This window comes from uncultured Lacinutrix sp. (assembly GCF_947500605.1).
GTDB lineage: Bacteria > Bacteroidota > Bacteroidia > Flavobacteriales > Flavobacteriaceae > Lacinutrix.
This window is the reverse complement of record NZ_CANMSJ010000005.1, coordinates 57542-73309: the sequence shown is the minus strand read 5'-3', so window position 1 is coordinate 73309 and position 15768 is coordinate 57542. Positions and strand designations below refer to the sequence as shown.

14 protein-coding genes are annotated in these 15768 nt (G+C 31.3%); 4 read left to right on the top strand and 10 right to left on the bottom strand.

Annotated features, from left to right (window positions below):
• Positions 1 to 20: 20 nt before the first annotated feature.
• Positions 21 to 1553 carry a glutamine-hydrolyzing GMP synthase gene (gene guaA / locus Q0935_RS08900; protein ID WP_299384886.1) on the bottom strand — a complete coding sequence of 511 codons (1533 nt, stop codon included), beginning with the start codon at positions 1551 to 1553 and terminating at the stop codon, positions 21 to 23.
• 55 nt (positions 1554 to 1608) lie between these two features.
• Positions 1609 to 3204 carry a bacillithiol biosynthesis cysteine-adding enzyme BshC gene (gene bshC / locus Q0935_RS08895; protein ID WP_299384883.1) on the bottom strand — a complete coding sequence of 532 codons (1596 nt, stop codon included), beginning with the start codon at positions 3202 to 3204 and terminating at the stop codon, positions 1609 to 1611.
• A gap of 130 nt (positions 3205 to 3334) precedes the next feature.
• On the opposite strand from bshC, the gene Q0935_RS08890 reads away from it, so the two are divergent.
• Positions 3335 to 4594, top strand: a complete 1260-nt coding sequence (locus Q0935_RS08890; RefSeq protein ID WP_299384879.1) for a carboxypeptidase-like regulatory domain-containing protein — start codon at positions 3335 to 3337, stop codon at positions 4592 to 4594.
• Here the strand turns inward: Q0935_RS08890 and Q0935_RS08885 are convergent, their stop codons facing one another.
• Positions 4595 to 5287 carry a uracil-DNA glycosylase family protein gene (locus Q0935_RS08885; RefSeq protein ID WP_299384876.1) on the bottom strand — a complete coding sequence of 231 codons (693 nt, stop codon included), beginning with the start codon at positions 5285 to 5287 and terminating at the stop codon, positions 4595 to 4597.
• Between the two features lie 120 nt (positions 5288 to 5407).
• The gene (locus tag Q0935_RS08880) at positions 5408 to 6133 is read right to left on the bottom strand and encodes a tetratricopeptide repeat protein (RefSeq protein ID WP_299384873.1); all 726 of its coding nucleotides are present in this window, start codon (positions 6131 to 6133) and stop codon (positions 5408 to 5410) included.
• 86 nt (positions 6134 to 6219) lie between these two features.
• Between Q0935_RS08880 and Q0935_RS08875 the strand changes: the two genes are divergently transcribed.
• Positions 6220 to 6351 (top strand): 30S ribosomal protein THX, encoded by a 132-nt coding sequence (locus Q0935_RS08875; RefSeq protein ID WP_083477139.1) that lies wholly within the window; start codon positions 6220 to 6222, stop codon positions 6349 to 6351.
• 150 nt (positions 6352 to 6501) lie between these two features.
• Here Q0935_RS08875 and yaaA read toward each other — a convergent pair whose 3' ends face one another.
• The 4 genes from yaaA to Q0935_RS08855 form a co-directional block, all read right to left on the bottom strand.
• A complete protein-coding gene (gene yaaA / locus Q0935_RS08870; RefSeq protein ID WP_299384870.1) occupies positions 6502 to 7260 on the bottom strand; it encodes a peroxide stress protein YaaA in 759 nt (252 codons plus the stop codon).
• 85 nt (positions 7261 to 7345) lie between these two features.
• A complete protein-coding gene (locus Q0935_RS08865; protein WP_299384868.1) occupies positions 7346 to 8497 on the bottom strand; it encodes an erythromycin esterase family protein in 1152 nt (383 codons plus the stop codon).
• 26 nt (positions 8498 to 8523) lie between these two features.
• Entirely contained in the window at positions 8524 to 9570 is a 1047-nt protein-coding gene (locus Q0935_RS08860; RefSeq protein WP_299384865.1) for an RluA family pseudouridine synthase, read from the bottom strand.
• A 7-nt stretch (positions 9571 to 9577) separates the two neighbouring features.
• Positions 9578 to 10135, bottom strand: coding sequence for a PASTA domain-containing protein (locus Q0935_RS08855; protein WP_299384861.1), 558 nt, complete (start codon positions 10133 to 10135; stop codon positions 9578 to 9580).
• Positions 10136 to 10345: 210 nt separating this feature from the next.
• Between Q0935_RS08855 and Q0935_RS08850 the strand changes: the two genes are divergently transcribed.
• Both Q0935_RS08850 and coaD read left to right on the top strand, forming a co-directional pair.
• A complete protein-coding gene (locus tag Q0935_RS08850; RefSeq protein WP_299251467.1) occupies positions 10346 to 11320 on the top strand; it encodes a D-alanine--D-alanine ligase in 975 nt (324 codons plus the stop codon).
• Positions 11321 to 11338: 18 nt separating this feature from the next.
• Positions 11339 to 11797 carry a pantetheine-phosphate adenylyltransferase gene (gene coaD / locus Q0935_RS08845; RefSeq protein ID WP_299384858.1) on the top strand — a complete coding sequence of 153 codons (459 nt, stop codon included), beginning with the start codon at positions 11339 to 11341 and terminating at the stop codon, positions 11795 to 11797.
• A 2-nt stretch (positions 11798 to 11799) separates the two neighbouring features.
• Here coaD and Q0935_RS08840 read toward each other — a convergent pair whose 3' ends face one another.
• Both Q0935_RS08840 and Q0935_RS08835 read right to left on the bottom strand, forming a co-directional pair.
• Positions 11800 to 13980, bottom strand: coding sequence for an ATP-binding protein (locus Q0935_RS08840; RefSeq protein WP_299251462.1), 2181 nt, complete (start codon positions 13978 to 13980; stop codon positions 11800 to 11802).
• A 95-nt stretch (positions 13981 to 14075) separates the two neighbouring features.
• Positions 14076 to 15737 (bottom strand): SulP family inorganic anion transporter, encoded by a 1662-nt coding sequence (locus Q0935_RS08835; RefSeq protein WP_299384853.1) that lies wholly within the window; start codon positions 15735 to 15737, stop codon positions 14076 to 14078.
• Positions 15738 to 15768: the final 31 nt, after the last annotated feature.

The following is a 15768-nucleotide window of genomic DNA, read 5'->3' as shown; positions in this document are numbered from 1 at the left end:
TTCCTTTTTTTAAAGGAATTTTATTCCCACTCAATAGTTGCTGGTGGTTTACTACTAATATCGTAAACTACTCTATTAACACCTTTTACTTTGTTAATGATATCGTTACTTGTTTTTTGTAAAAACTCGTATGGTAAATTTACCCAGTCTGCCGTCATACCATCGGTACTTTCTACTGCTCTAAGTGCTACACATTTTTCGTATGTACGCTCATCTCCCATAACACCAACACTGTTTACCGGTAATAAGATTGCACCTGCTTGCCATACTTTATCGTATAAACCAGCGTCTCTTAATCCGTTAATAAAAACAGCATCGACTTCTTGTAAAATACGCACTTTTTCTGCTGTAATATCTCCAAGAATTCTAATAGCTAAACCTGGTCCAGGAAAAGGATGGCGCCCTAATAAGGTTGGGTCCATATCCATTGAAGCTCCTACTCTACGCACCTCATCTTTAAATAAGGCTTTAAGTGGCTCTACAATTTTAAGTTTCATAAAGTCTGGTAATCCACCTACATTATGATGACTTTTTATTGTTGCGCTTGGTCCTCCTGTTGCACTTACACTTTCTATAATATCTGGATAGATTGTGCCTTGCGCAAGATATGTTACGTCTTCTATTAAATTTGCTTCTTGATCAAAAACTTCTATAAAAGCATTTCCTATTGCTTTACGTTTAAGTTCTGGATCACTCAGTCCTACTAGTGCATCCAAAAAGCGTGCCGAAGCATCTACACCTTTAACGTTTAAGCCCATACCTTTGTATTGCTCTAACACATCTGTAAATTCGTTTTTACGTAATAAACCGTTATTTACGAAGATACAATATAGGTTTTCGCCAATGGCTTTGTGCAATAACATGGCTGCTACCGAAGAATCTACTCCTCCAGATAAACCTAGTACTACTTTATCGTTTCCTATTTTTTCTTGTAATGCTTCTACTGTTTCACCTACAAATGCATTTGGTGTCCAATCTGGATTTACATTTGCAATGTCTACTAAAAAGTTTTCTAGTAATTGTTTTCCATCTGTTGAGTGGTAAACTTCTGGATGAAACTGGATAGCATATGTAGTTTCGCCTTCTATTTTGTAGGCTGCATTTTTTACATCGTGCGTACTTGCTAATAACTTACCGTTAGTTGGTAAGCTTTTAATAGTATCACTATGGCTCATCCATACTTGACTTCCTGCAGATATGTTTTTTAAAAACGCATCTTCTTCTACAAAACTTAAGTTTGCACGACCGTATTCTCTAGTATTAGATTCTGCTACTTCTCCACCAGAAAAGTGTGCTAAATACTGAGCGCCGTAACATACAGCAAGCATTGGCTTTACGCCACGAATGCCTTTTAGTTCTGGATGAAAAGCATCATCAGACCTTACAGACATAGGGCTTCCCGAAAGGATAACAGCCTTATACTCGTCTAAATTTGTTGGAATTTTGTTGAATGGAAATATTTCGGAATAGATGTTAAGCTCTCTAACTCTACGCGCAATAAGTTGTGTGTATTGCGATCCGAAATCTAAAATAAGTACTTTGTCGTGTTGCATACGCAAAAATAGTAATAGATTTCTAAATTACGAATGCAGAATTGTGAATTTTGAATTAAATTGTTAACACTGTAAACTCTCCTTTTAATGGTTCTAAGTTTTTTATTAATTCTGGAATTAATTCTGTACCAAATTCTAGGTATAACTCACTAAAATTAGTATTTCGCTCTTGTAAACTATTATTTGGGAATAACTGATTTTGGAGATCTGTCATGCGCTCGACCTGATCTTTTAGTTTTCTTTTTTGAGCTGTTAACAATCTTTTTTCAAGATTTACTAAACCATTAACTTGTTTTTTCTCTTGGGCAGATACTGCTCCAACAAAAGAATTGTCGGTTTGCTTAGCCAATTCGTATAAACCGTTAAACTGATTTTTTAAATGATTTATTTGTTCTGAAAAATCGATATCTATATTAGAAATCGTTCTTACTTTTTTATTTATGAAAGATTCTCTTTTTAAGAAAATGTCTTTGTTCGAAATATTTAGCTTTACTAATTTATCGGCTTGTTGCTTGGTTTTTATTAACACCGAATTACGCAACAGTAAAATAGGAAACACCGCATTATGCGCTTTAAAATTAGATTTTAACTGAAACCAATATGCTAATTCTCCGCCTCCACCAATATAGCACAGGTTTGGCAAAATTACTTCTTGATATAATGGTCTTAAAATTACATTAGGACTAAAACGTTCAGGAAAGTCATTGACTTCTTTTAGTATCTCACTTTTACTCCAGCTTATATTTGTGTTTAAAACTTTATATATATCGTTTTCTAAAACTATACGTTCTCTTATGTCTTTGGTTATATAAAAAAGATTTATTGCTCTTGGGTTAACTTGTATTCCGAAGTTTAAATCTTCAATTTTAGCATTTGTTTCCAGAACTTTTTCTTCTGAAATTTGTTCTATTAATTCCTTTTCTACATGCGGAATAAATAATTGCTTTAATGCTATATTATTAGCTTCAACAATTACTAAACCATAATCTGTAAATAAATTGTTCGCTATATATTTAGTTGCTTTGGCTAGATTATCGTGTTCTAAATAAGCCTTTTTAAAAAGCTCTCGAAGTGTATTGGCATTTCTTCCAACACCTAATTCTTTAGAAAAAGTATTGAAGACTTCTTCTAATCCTTCGGTATTAAGCTCTCCAACTGCTCCAGATGCTTCTCTATTCCATTGTATTTTTTTTCCTTTAAAATTGAAATAGTTAATTTCATCGAAATCATGATCTTCGGAAGCCATCCAATAAATTGGCACAAAATTATTTTCGGGATATTCAGCTTTTAATTGCTTTGCTAAATTTATAGTCGACACTATTTTATGCAAAAAATATAATGGCCCAGTAAATAGATTTAACTGGTGACCTGTTGTTACTGTAAATGTTTTACTGTCTTGAAGCGCTGTAATATTATCTAAAGAGGCTTGAGAAGCTTCAGTATTTTGATATTGTTTTTTTAAAACATTAACTAAAACAGTTCTTGTCTCTTGCTTAAAAGAAGCACTTTTTTCTTCTATTTGAGCTTTAAAATTTTCTAGCTTAGGAAAACGATTATAGAATGGCTTTAGCGTTTCAGCTTCAGCTAAATAATCACAAATAAGTTGAGAAAAATATCCAGTGTCTTTAAATGAAATACAATCTGATGGCATATATAATTGATAAGTATGTGTAAATATAAGATTCTTTATACTAAGTAGACTCTTAAAATTAACATAAAAAACGAGTGGAAATATGTTAAAAACAACTAACTTTAAATGGTATTTCTATACTCTATAAATTATGAAAAACTTAAATATTAGTCCGTTAAACCAAAGAATCATTACTATTGTCTTTTTACTACTATCCTGTTTTTGCTTCTCACAAAACAGCTTAGAATACAATGGTAAAGTTATCGATACAGATTCTAACAAAGCCTTAGGTTTGGCAGATTTAATTGTAATTGGCACCAATATTAGTACGGTAACAAATAGCGAAGGCGAGTTTTTACTTAAAGTCCCAATGGAGCATAAAGACAAAGCTGTTTTGGTCTCTTATTTAGGATATAAAAAACTACAAATACCACTTTCTGAATTAAAGAAAAAGAACTCCAAAATAAAACTAATTGTTGCAGCAACTGTATTAGCACAAATAGATGTTAATGCTCCTAAAGATGCAGAAACGTTAGTAAAAAAGGCATTAAGCTTAAAGGCTGAAAACTATTTAAATACAGAAACTGTTATGACAAGTTTCTACAGAGAAACGATTAAAAAACGAAATAAGAATGCATCACTTTCTGAAGCTGTTTTAGAAATACACAAACAACCATATACCACAAATAGGAAAGATGCTATTAAGTTAATTAAAGCAAGAAAAAACACTGATTATACTAAACTAGATACTTTAGCACTAAAATTACAAGGCGGCCCTTTTAGCGCTTTACATACAGACATTATTAAATATCCTGAGTACATTTTTAATAACGAAGATTTTAAAGATTATAATTTCAGTTTTAATAAATCTACGCAAATAAATAACAAGTTGGTTTTTGTTGTGAGTTTCGAGCAAAAGGAGAATATTACTAGACCAATGTATTATGGCAAGCTCTATATTGATGCCGAAAATTATGCTTTAACAAGTGCTGTCTATAATCTTAATGTAAGCAACAGAGAACAAGCAAGCGCACTATTTGTAAAAAAGAAACCCAATAAAGCAACAGTATATCCTAGTGAAGCTTCCTTTCGTGTAAACTATAGAGTTAAAGATGGTAAATGGTATTTTGGATACAGTAATATCTTTTTAACTTTTAAAGTAAAATGGGACAACAGGCTATTTAATAGTCGTTACACTTTACATAGTGAAATGGCAATTACCGATTGGAACAACAATACTACTGCCTTTGTTAACAGGCCAAAAAACAGGTTAAAACATTATACTATTTTAGCCGATGAAGCCTCTGGTTTTTCCGATCCTGAGTTTTGGGGAGAATACAATATTATAGAACCCGAAAAATCTATTGAGTCTGCTATTAAGAAAATTAATAAGCAACTGAAAAAATCTTAACTAAAGGTATTCGCTGTATTGAAGCACTCTAAAATCGAACGTATTAAATTTAGGGTTACTAGCTTTAAGTTGTTTGTATAATGGATTACTACCTATAGAAATATTTGCCGCTCCAGAAGACGAGGTTAACGAGACTGTTTTAATAATTCTATTCTTGCTTTGCAGAGATTCTTCACTGCATTCTGAATGACCTACCAGCTCAAATTGATGGACTCTGGGCGTTTCCTTTGAAACTAATTCGAGCTTTATATTGTAGTCTTTTATATGTTTTCTGAAGAAATACTCTGGACCATTTTTAGATTTTCCGCCAATAAATATAATTGTTTCTATACTTGGATATTGTTTTATGTAAGCAATAACATCCCGAAGTACAATGTTTTGCATTCCAATATCTGATGCATCAATTTTCTCGCGTTCGCAACTTTCTACAATATCGCAAACACCTATTTTGTGTTTAATTAAAAAGTCTTGTCTTTGTTTAATTGCTTCGATGGAATTATCGTAACGCAAATTAAGGTTATGAATCTTCTCTATAAATAACCATAAACTATTGTAATAACTGCCGTAACAGAAATTCACATCTTTTTCTAATAGGTTTCCTGTAGTAAATCTTGGAGGTGGCAACGTACCGACAATAAGTTTTTTAGTGTCGTTTTTAATAAATGGTTGGTATGGATGTTTGTGTTGAAACATGTATTCCTAAAAAGGCAGTGGTCTTTTAAATTATTCTATTGCTAAGCATTTTCATTTTTAAAGCGGATTCCTGCCTTCGCAAGAATGACAACACTTCATTTAATACACTTGTTAGAAATATTATAGTGTTTTTAACAGCTTTTCAACCTCGCTAATTGTTGCTCTATATTTGCGTTTGTTTGGCTTTGTCATGTGTTGAGATTCTATTGTTATTTCGTTTAGAATCTCTTTTGCTGCTTCAATTTTATTACTTTCAATATAAAATTTAGCCAATACTAGACGTTCGCTATAATTAGAATAGCGTTGATCTATCGCTTTTAAATATTTTTCGGCAGCTTCAGACTGTCCTGTTTTATCTAATGCTAGTCCGTAGATAAATTCTGATTTCGATTTACTAAATTCCGGATGCTTCTTTAGTGCTTCCGCGTAAGCGATAGTTTTATTATAATCTTTTAAACTATAGTAAGATGCTATTAGTTTTTCTAATATGAAGTAATTATTCTGAGTTTCGTCTTTTAAAGTTATTTCGTAATGCGTGATTGCATTTTTATAATCTTTCATTTCGAACAAAGCATCTGCTAAGTCTAATCTGTTTTGAAAGGTTTCGGAAAACTGAAGTTTCTTCTCTAAATCCTTAACGCGTTTTGTTGGTATTAAAACCGATGTTAAGTTTTCTTTTATAATTGTAGCATCACGCTTATTATAAACCTGAGTAATTAGGTATATAATTGAACCTATTGCGGGCACAAATAAGATTAGAAAGATCCAATAATATTGGTTTCTATTCTTAATTACATGATAAATACAAAACACTTGTAGTGCAACAATTAGATAATAATAATACATTAGTTAAAATTAGTTTAAAGTTCTAAATATAGTAAAGAAAGCCTCAAAATATTAGTATCTTCAAGGAAACCAATAACAAAATTTAAATGGGAAGAGGAGATAAAAAGACAAAACGCGGAAAAATTAATAGAGGAACTCACGGTGTGAGAAGACCTAAGATTAAAAAACGCGTAAGACCAGAAACCAAAATTGAAATTACTAAAAAAATCAAACCTTAATTAGTGCTCTTACTTTTAGTTAATAATTGAAAAAAATTATAGCGCTTTGTTTTAAAAAGTGCTTCGCCTTTTTCTTCAAACCATCCGAGTTTTACTAAAGTAAAACACACCTTCCTTTAACTTAAGGAAGGTGCTGCTAAACAAAGTAATTTATCTTGTAAAAATTAAATGGTTTTCGGTTGAAAGCTCGTCGCTTAAACCGTAACCTTCGGTTGTAAACCCTTTTAAATCTTCTATTGTTTGCGCATTAGTGTCTACAATATATCTAGCCATTAATCCTCTTGCTAGTTTAGCATAGAAGGCAACAATTTTATATTTACCATCTTTAAATTCTTTAAAATCTACAGTTATAACTGGCACTTTTAATGCCTTTACATCTATAGCTTTAAAGTATTCTTTACTTGCTAAATTTACAAAAACCTCATCGTCTTCTAATTCTTGATTTAAAGCTGTTACCACATCTTTTTTCCAGAATTCGTAAAGGTTCTTTTTTGTACTGATTGGTAATTTTGTGCCCATCTCCAATCTATACGCTTGCATTAAATCTAATGGTTTTAAAACACCATATAAACCGGAAAGGATTCTTACTTTATCTTGCAGTACTTCTATTTTATCTGTAGGTATTGTATAAGCATCTAAACCTCTATAAACATCGCCACTAAAAGCATAAACCGCTTGTCTTGCATTATCTTTAGTAAATGGTAATTGCCAATTTTGATTACGCTCGTAATTAAGTTGCCCTAAAGCATCACTAACGTGCATTAATTCTGAAATTGCCTTAGCCGACTTCTTTTTAAGTACTTTGCTTATACGCTCTGACTGTTTTAAAAACTGAGCTTCGGTAGTTTTTTCTGTTGGTAATTTACTTTCAAAATCTAATGATTTTGCTGGTGACAATACTAGTTTCATAAATTCTTTTTTCTACTACGAATTTACAATAATATGAGTGCTTTTAAAATACCATTAACAAAGATTTATTCTATTCTAAAATAGGCTAATCTAATTTTCGTTCGGGATATGCTACAGCTTCTCCTTTAGAAATAAAAACTAAAGCATCAAAGTGTTTAAACCAATTGGTTTTATGCTTATTTAAATTAAACATTCCCACATACTCTTTGTCTTCGTATTCAGGATTATCGTTAATAAGCTGCTTAGAATCTATAAAATAATTGTTATCAAGCGAAGGTAAAAAATGAAGTAAATTATTCTCGTCCTTACTCATTTTATCTAACCATTTAGGTTTTCTCCATTGCATAAAAACAGATGAAACAGCAATATGATAAGAAATATCAGGATTTAAATTTACAAATTGACTGCCCATGGTTTGACCTTTCATGAACTTATATTCATGTTTTGCCATATGCGCGTTCGCTAACCAAACAATAAACTTTTTATCAGGGTTTGTTTTAACAAGGAAATCTAGATTTTTAGCCATTTGACGATCTCTAATTGGTATTCCCTTATTATTACTTTTGTGTTTTGAATTTATTAGAATATCACTTTTGTAACTTTCTAAGAATTGAAACCAAAGCTTATCTTTATTAACTTTATTGTCTTTTAATAGTCTTTCTACTTCACGAAGCAAATAGGCTAAATTATCTTTACCAACTACTTTATTAGCTTTTTTTCTGTTTTTAATATAGAATTCTGTTGTTTTGATAAAGTTTTCATCAAAATCAATAGCATTTGTCTTTAAAAACTCTTCTAATTTAATCGCGAAATTATTCTGTGTATAAATAGAATACAGTTGATTATCGAAGCCCCAAATAGTAACATTATGCTCTTTCAGAAATTCAAAAAGTGCTTTACATTGTATTGATCCTGACCAAAAATAGAATAAATCACTTTTATTATGATTGAAATAAAGTGCAAAAAAATCACTTTCGAAAGCAATGTCTTTATATCCTTTTTCTAATACTAAATACTTTACAAATTCTGTTTTAGCTAAAAAATCTGATCCAAAATTATGTTGCGCTTCTCCTAAAAACACAACTTTTTTATCAATTAAATTACTATCGATTATATCTTTAACATCTGTGGTTAAAAGATTTTGCATGGAATCTAACGCGTGAATATTCTTATCTACTTGAGCTAAAATAGAATTTAAACCCAAAGCAATAAAAAGTATTACAACAATCTTTCTCATACTAAACCCCTATTAACTACATCAATTTAAGCCTCTAAATGCGTGCTATAACCTCTCCACTTCTCGATACACTCGTGCATGTCTTGAGGTATAGGAGCTTCAAAACTCATAAACTCATTTGTAACTGGATGTACAAATCCTAATGTTTTAGCATGTAGTGCTTGACGTGGTAATATTTTAAAACAGTTATCTACAAATTGTTTATATTTGGTAAATGTTGTTCCTTTTAAAATACGCTCACCACCATAACGTTCGTCGTTAAATAAAGTATGTCCAATGTATTTCATGTGTACACGAATTTGGTGTGTTCTACCAGTTTCTAGTTTACATGCCACTAAAGTAACATAGGTTAAACGCTCTAACACTTTATAATGTGTTACTGCGTGCCTACCTTTATCTGCTTCATCATCAAAAAACACAGTGTTTTGCAATCTATTTTTAGGATGACGACCAATGTTACCTTCTATGGTACCTTCGTCTTCTTTCATGTTTCCCCAAACAATAGCAACATACTCGCGTTCGCTAGTTTTGTCTTTAAATTGCTTAGATAAATGTGCCATTGCTTTTTCTGTTTTAGCAACAACTAACAATCCACTGGTATCTTTATCTATTCTATGTACTAAACCCGGTCTATCACTAGAATTTTTAGGTAAGTTTTCAAAGTGATAAATCAATCCATTAATTAAAGTTCCAGAATAGTTTCCATGTCCTGGGTGCACTACAATTCCAGCAGGCTTATTAACTACCAAAAGTGTTTCGTCTTCGTAAACGATATCTAAAGGCATATCTTCTCCAACCAATAAATTTTCGAAAGGTGGATGCGATAATAGTACTCTTATTTTATCTTCTGGCTTAACCTTATAGTTCGATTTAACTGCGATGTCGTTTACATATATATGACCGTCTTTAGCTGCAGCTTGAATTTTACTTCTAGTTGCATTTTCGACTTTATTCATAAGCCATTTATCTATACGTAAAGGAGATTGCCCTTTATCTGCAATAAATGCGTGGTGCTCGTAAACTGTTTCTCCAGCTTCGTTTTGCTCTGGTAATTGTGGTGTATATTTATCCATTTAAAATTTAGTTAGGACGGTTACCATTTCCTAAAACAACATCTATTTTAGAGTGTTTTGGTAGTAAAGTCCCAGGTTTTAAAACCTTGCCTTCAAAACGTAAGTTTAACACTTCGTCTTTACCTATATTATCTACATATGTTTTCTTACCTATTTCAAAATTTAAAGCCTCTAAAGTAGGTCTTGCTTGACGAAAAGTACGATTAAGAATATTTGGTACAGGTATTTTTCTATATCCTGAAGGATTAAGTGTTAGGTATATTTTTCTATTTTCTTTTACATTTTCTCCTGCTGGAGGCTCTTGCTCTATTACAGAGTATCTAGGATAGTCTGGATTAAAATTAGCAGAATCCTGAATTTCCATAACTAGATTATTTTCGTCTAATTCTATTTTAGCAACATCTATAGACTTTCCTGTTAAATTTGGAACAACTTCAAAGTTACCATGATTAGTGGTAATATTTAACCACTTAATAATAATAAAGCATAAAACTAATAGTGCAATTAAAGCTAAGGCAAGCTGCTTAAAAAACGTTTTACTTGTTAGAAATTTAATAATACTCATTGGTTAATTTTAATTAAAAAAGATTAAAAGCCTTATCGTTATTTTCACAACTAAAAAGGTATGCAAATATATAAAAACAAAAAGGTTTTCGTTTGCTATAAAATAAATGATATTTTAGCTTTATAAATAAATTTGAAGCTTATGGTTTGCTTCTTATAATTTATACGAAATTTAACGGTTTTAAGACTACCGCTTTCGCGGAAATTAAAGATGAAAAAAAATATTGCCATAATAATGGGTGGTTATTCTAGCGAATACCAAATTTCTCTAAAAAGCGGTAACGTTGTTTATAATAATTTAGACAAAAATAAGTATAACGCATACCGCATACACATATTTGAAAACAAATGGGTATATGTAGACGCTTTTGATACGGAATTTCCTGTTGATAAAAACGATTTTTCCGTTTTAGTTAACGAAACAAAAATTACTTTCGACTGTGTTTTTAATGCTATTCACGGTTCTCCCGGAGAAGATGGCTTTATGCAGGCTTACTTCGAGCTTATTGGCATGCCACAAACAAGTTGTAATGCCTATCAAGCCGCTTTAACATTTAATAAGCGTGATTGCTTAAGTGTGCTAAAACCTTATGGTATTTTAACTGCCGAAAGTTATTATCTTAATTTAGGAGATACCGTAAATGAAGATGAGATTATTGCTAAAGTAGGATTGCCTTGTTTTGTAAAAGCTAATAAGGCTGGTAGTAGTTTTGGTATTTCGAAAGTTCATAAAAAAGAAGCACTACAAGCAGCAATAGACAACTCTTTTAAAGAAGACGACGAAATTATAATAGAATCTTTTCTTGATGGCATAGAAGTTTCTGTTGGTGTAATTACTTATAAAGGTGAAACTACAGTATTACCAATAACAGAAATTGTAAGTGAGAACGATTTTTTTGATTATGAAGCCAAATACCTTGGGAAATCTCAAGAAATCACACCTGCAAGATTATCTAAAACTCAAGAAGACAAAGTAAACACCCTTGCTAAAAAAGTGTATAACATCTTAAAAATGAAAGGTTTCTCGAGAAGTGAATTTATTTTTAAAGACGGAGAACCGCATTTATTAGAAATAAATACTATACCAGGTTTAACTAACGAAAGCATTTTACCACAACAAGCAGCAAAGGCAGGAATTATAATGTCTGAATTATTTGAGAGCGCTATTAACGAGGCTTTGAAATAAAAATTGTAATTTTATAGTATGAGAAAAGCACTATTCCCAGGATCTTTCGATCCTATAACTTCTGGACATTATGATATTATTAAACGAGGCGTTACTTTGTTTGATGAAGTTATAGTTGCTATAGGTGTAAATTCTGCAAAAAAATATATGTTCTCTTTAGAAGAACGTATGAATTTTATAAAAGAAGCCTTTAAAGACGAACCAAAAATAAAAGTAGTAAGCTACGAAGGCTTAACTGTACATTTTTGTCAAAAATTAGGAATAGAATTTATTCTTCGTGGACTTAGAAACCCTGCCGATTTCGAGTTTGAAAAAGCTATTGCACACACCAATAGAGATTTAGCTCCAATAGAAACAGTATTTCTATTAACTGCCGCGAGCACTAGCTACATCTCCTCTTCTATTGTTAGAGAAGTAATAAGAAATAATGGAGATTATACTAAGTTAGTTCCAAATAGTGTAAGAGTTAAAAAGTAAATTTACTGCCTTCTATGCATTGCTTTTGTAATGGTTTCTACAAAATCTTTAGTTATAAAAGGCTTCAATATATAGTCGTCCATACCATGCATACTAGCTTTTACTTCGACTTCATTTTTTGTAGCAGCCGTTAAAGCCACAATTGCCACATCTCTATTAAACTCTCTAATAAGCTCTGTAGTTTCATAACCATCTAGCTCTGGCATATGTATATCCATTAAGATACAGTCAAACTCTTCTTCTTTAACAATTGCTATCGCTTTAGCACCCGAGTCTACTGCTTTAGATTTTATATCTAAATTATCAAGCACTTTGCGTGTTACTAATTGATTGATTTTATTATCGTCTACAATTAAAAAATTCTTGTTTTTAATATATTCTAGTTGACTTTTATATATAATAATAGGTAAGCTATCAATTTCAGTAACTCTAAAATTAAGCTCAAAAAAGAAAGTAGAACCTTCATTTTCTTTACTTATAACATTGATATCGCTTCCCATTACTACTAATAGGCGCTTAACAATAGATAAACCTAAGCCTGTTCCTTTATACGACCTTCCATTTTTGGAATGTTCTTGATAAAAATCTTCAAATACTTGACTTTGCATTTCTTCAGAAATACCAGAACCATTATCTACAATTTTAAAAGCTAATACAACTTCGTCCTCATCAATATCTTTTAATTTATTTATTTCAATTTCTATATGCCCATTATTAGTAAATTTAATAGCATTTGAAATTAAATTTATAAGTATTTGAGATACTTTTAAAGAGTCACCTGTTAATGATTTAGGAATACTATCGTCGTACTTAAAGCTTATTGTATTATTACTATCTCTTAATGCATATTCTAAACTCTCAATAATATTGGATACTAGATTTTTTAAGTCAAAATCTATTTGTTGTATTTTCATTTTACCAGACTCCACTTTATTAAGCTCTAATACATTATTTATTAAAGACATTAAGTGGTTTCCAGAAAATCGAAGAGATTCTATATATTCTTTATGCTTTACACTTACATTTTCTTTTAACAATAAGCCAGACAGCTCAATAACTGCATAGAGTGGTGTACGGAGTTCGTGGCTAATTTCAGAATAAAAATCACTTTTTACCTTAGATAGGTTTTCGGCTTTATCCTTAGCTAATTTTAATTGTGTATTTTTTTTATGAATCCAAAAACCTAAGAGTAATAAAATTACAGTAAAAAATATTAAAACGCCATTAAAAGTTCTTGTCCTTTCTATATCTAGAGCTTGTAGTCTCTTTTCTTTTTCTACAAGTTTTAGCTTAAGGTCATTCTCTTTTAAGAAATTATTAGCTTCAATTTGTTTAGCTTTTTCAAATTCCTTTAGTGAATAGACTGAGTCAATGGTTGTAACATAATCCTCTAGTGCGTAATAAGCTTTTTCAAAATCATTCTCTTCAACGTATATGCTAGCTCTAACTGAATGTGCTTCGGCTTTAACTTCTAAATAATTGTGCTTTTGAGTATACTCTAGAACTTTATTATAATATTCTAAAGATTCTTGCTTATCTCCAAGTCTATGGTGGACATAACTTAAAACTTCAAAAACCTCTCCTACAATGGCTTCTTCATTATAATACTTATGTGCTAGTACCTCTGCTCTTTTAAGTGTTTTGTAGCTTTCCTTGTAATCGTCAAGCGTTGGCTCTTCTTTTTCAATTAAGTTAACACCTATATTAAATAGAGGAAATACTAATTCTTTTTGAGCTTTACTAACTTCTGCTAGGTTTAAAGATTTTTTAAAAAAAATATTAGACTCACTTAATTTTCCATAAGCCCTATAGTTAACACCTAAGTTGTTATAAGCTATTATTATTCTAGAAGTATCTTTTAACTTTACAGATATATCCTTGGACTTAAACAAATAATCAAAACTTAAATCCTCATTATTTACATAATAATGAGAAGTCCCTAAGTTATTATAAGCTTTAGCTTTAAGATAATCGTCATTAACCTTATTAGCAAATTTTAATACTTTAGTAGTAACCTCAATGGCTTCACCATATTTAGTGCGCTGATTAAGCTCATAAGCTCTATCAACTTCTGCATACATAAATTTAGTAAGGTCAGGCTCTTGTTGAGCATACACTGGGCATACTAAACAAAAGACAGCAACCAAACCAAAATAGTAACACTTTTTTAGGTAAGTTTTCATATCGCGCAAGATAAAAAAACAACATAACAAAAAAGCGCTTAATCGGTATTAAATCACTTTTTATCGTATTTTAACACTCTTTTAAGACTGTTCATCTATAATTTGTACTCAGATAAAGGCTTAGGGAATTGCTCTGGATTAGCAGCTAAATGATACCTTGGGTCGTCTATAGCCTCTACGATCACCTCTCTAAACTTAGGACTAGACTTGTATAGTAATATTTTACAATCTTCGCTTAAGTGCTTAAGTTTTATGTTTTTACCTTCTGCTTCGTATTTTCCTACTAAATTAAAGATAGCTTCAATTGCAGAATGATCGCTTATACGAGATTCTACAAAATCAATCTCTACATTTTCTGGATCTGTTTTAACATCAAACTTATCGTTAAAGGCTTGAATACTTCCAAAAAATAATGGTCCCCAAATTTCATAAACCTTAGTCCCATCTTCTTTCACACGTTTTCTAGCTCTAATTTTCTTAGCATTTTCCCAAGCAAATACTAAAGCCGAAATTATTACACCTACAAAAACAGCAACTGCTAAATCTACAAATACTGTAACTAAAGACACTGTAATAAGTACAATAGCATCAGACATTGGTATTTTCTTTAAAATTCTAAAACTAGACCATGCGAAAGTTTCAATAACCATCATAAACATTACACCTACTAAAGCTGCAATTGGTACCATTTCTATTAACTTATCTGCAAACAGAATAAAAGATAACAAAGTAACAGCCATCATTATTCCAGATAAACGTCCACGTCCACCAGCATTAACATTAATTACTGTTTGACCAATCATACCACAACCACCTGTTCCACCAAATAAACCAGAAACAATGTTTCCGGCTCCTTGTGCAACACATTCTCTATTTCCATTTCCTCTTGTATCGGTTAACTCATCGACTAAATTCATAGTCATTAACGATTCTATTAAACCTACCGAAGCGGCTAAAAATGCAGGTAATGCGATAAATTTAAGTGTATCTAAATTAAATGGTAATTTTTCCCAAAGCTCCATATTTGGCGTTGGAAACTCACCTTTTAAACCTGTTCCTCCTCCTTCTATAATATAAGATCCAACGGTAGAAACATCCATATTAAAACCTATTACAATAAGGCTCGTTATTAAAATAGCAGTTAATGCAGCAGGTATTTTTTTCGTTATTTTTGGCAATCCCCAAATTATTCCCATGGTAAATAGAACTAAACCAATCATGATATATAATTCTGAACCTTGCATATAAGTACCTATATACTCTTTTACTCCTGCATCTGACACTTGTAAAGATTTATGCGAAAACATTTTTACCTGTGCCATAAATATGACGATAGATAAACCGTTTACAAAACCCATCATTACTGGATGCGGAATTAAACGAACAAAACGACCTAATTTAAAAACTCCTGCAAAAATTTGAATGATTCCCATTAGCACCACACAAGCCATAAGGTAGAAAAAACCCATATTCTCAATTGGAATATCCATTAACATGCCTTTAGTATGCCCATCTGCAATCATGGTAACAAAAATTACAGCAACAGCTCCTGCGGCACCAGAAATTAAACCTGGTCTACCTCCAAAAATAGCAGTTATTAATCCTATAATAAATGCTCCAGATAAAGCCATTAATGGATCTATTTGCGCAACAAAGGCAAAAGCAACAACCTCTGGTATCATTGCTAAAGACACGGTTATTCCGGCTAAAACATCATCTTTTGCATTTGGCACTATCTTTCTTATAAACTCAGTCATAATCTAATTTTTGAAGCTGCAAAAGTACGTT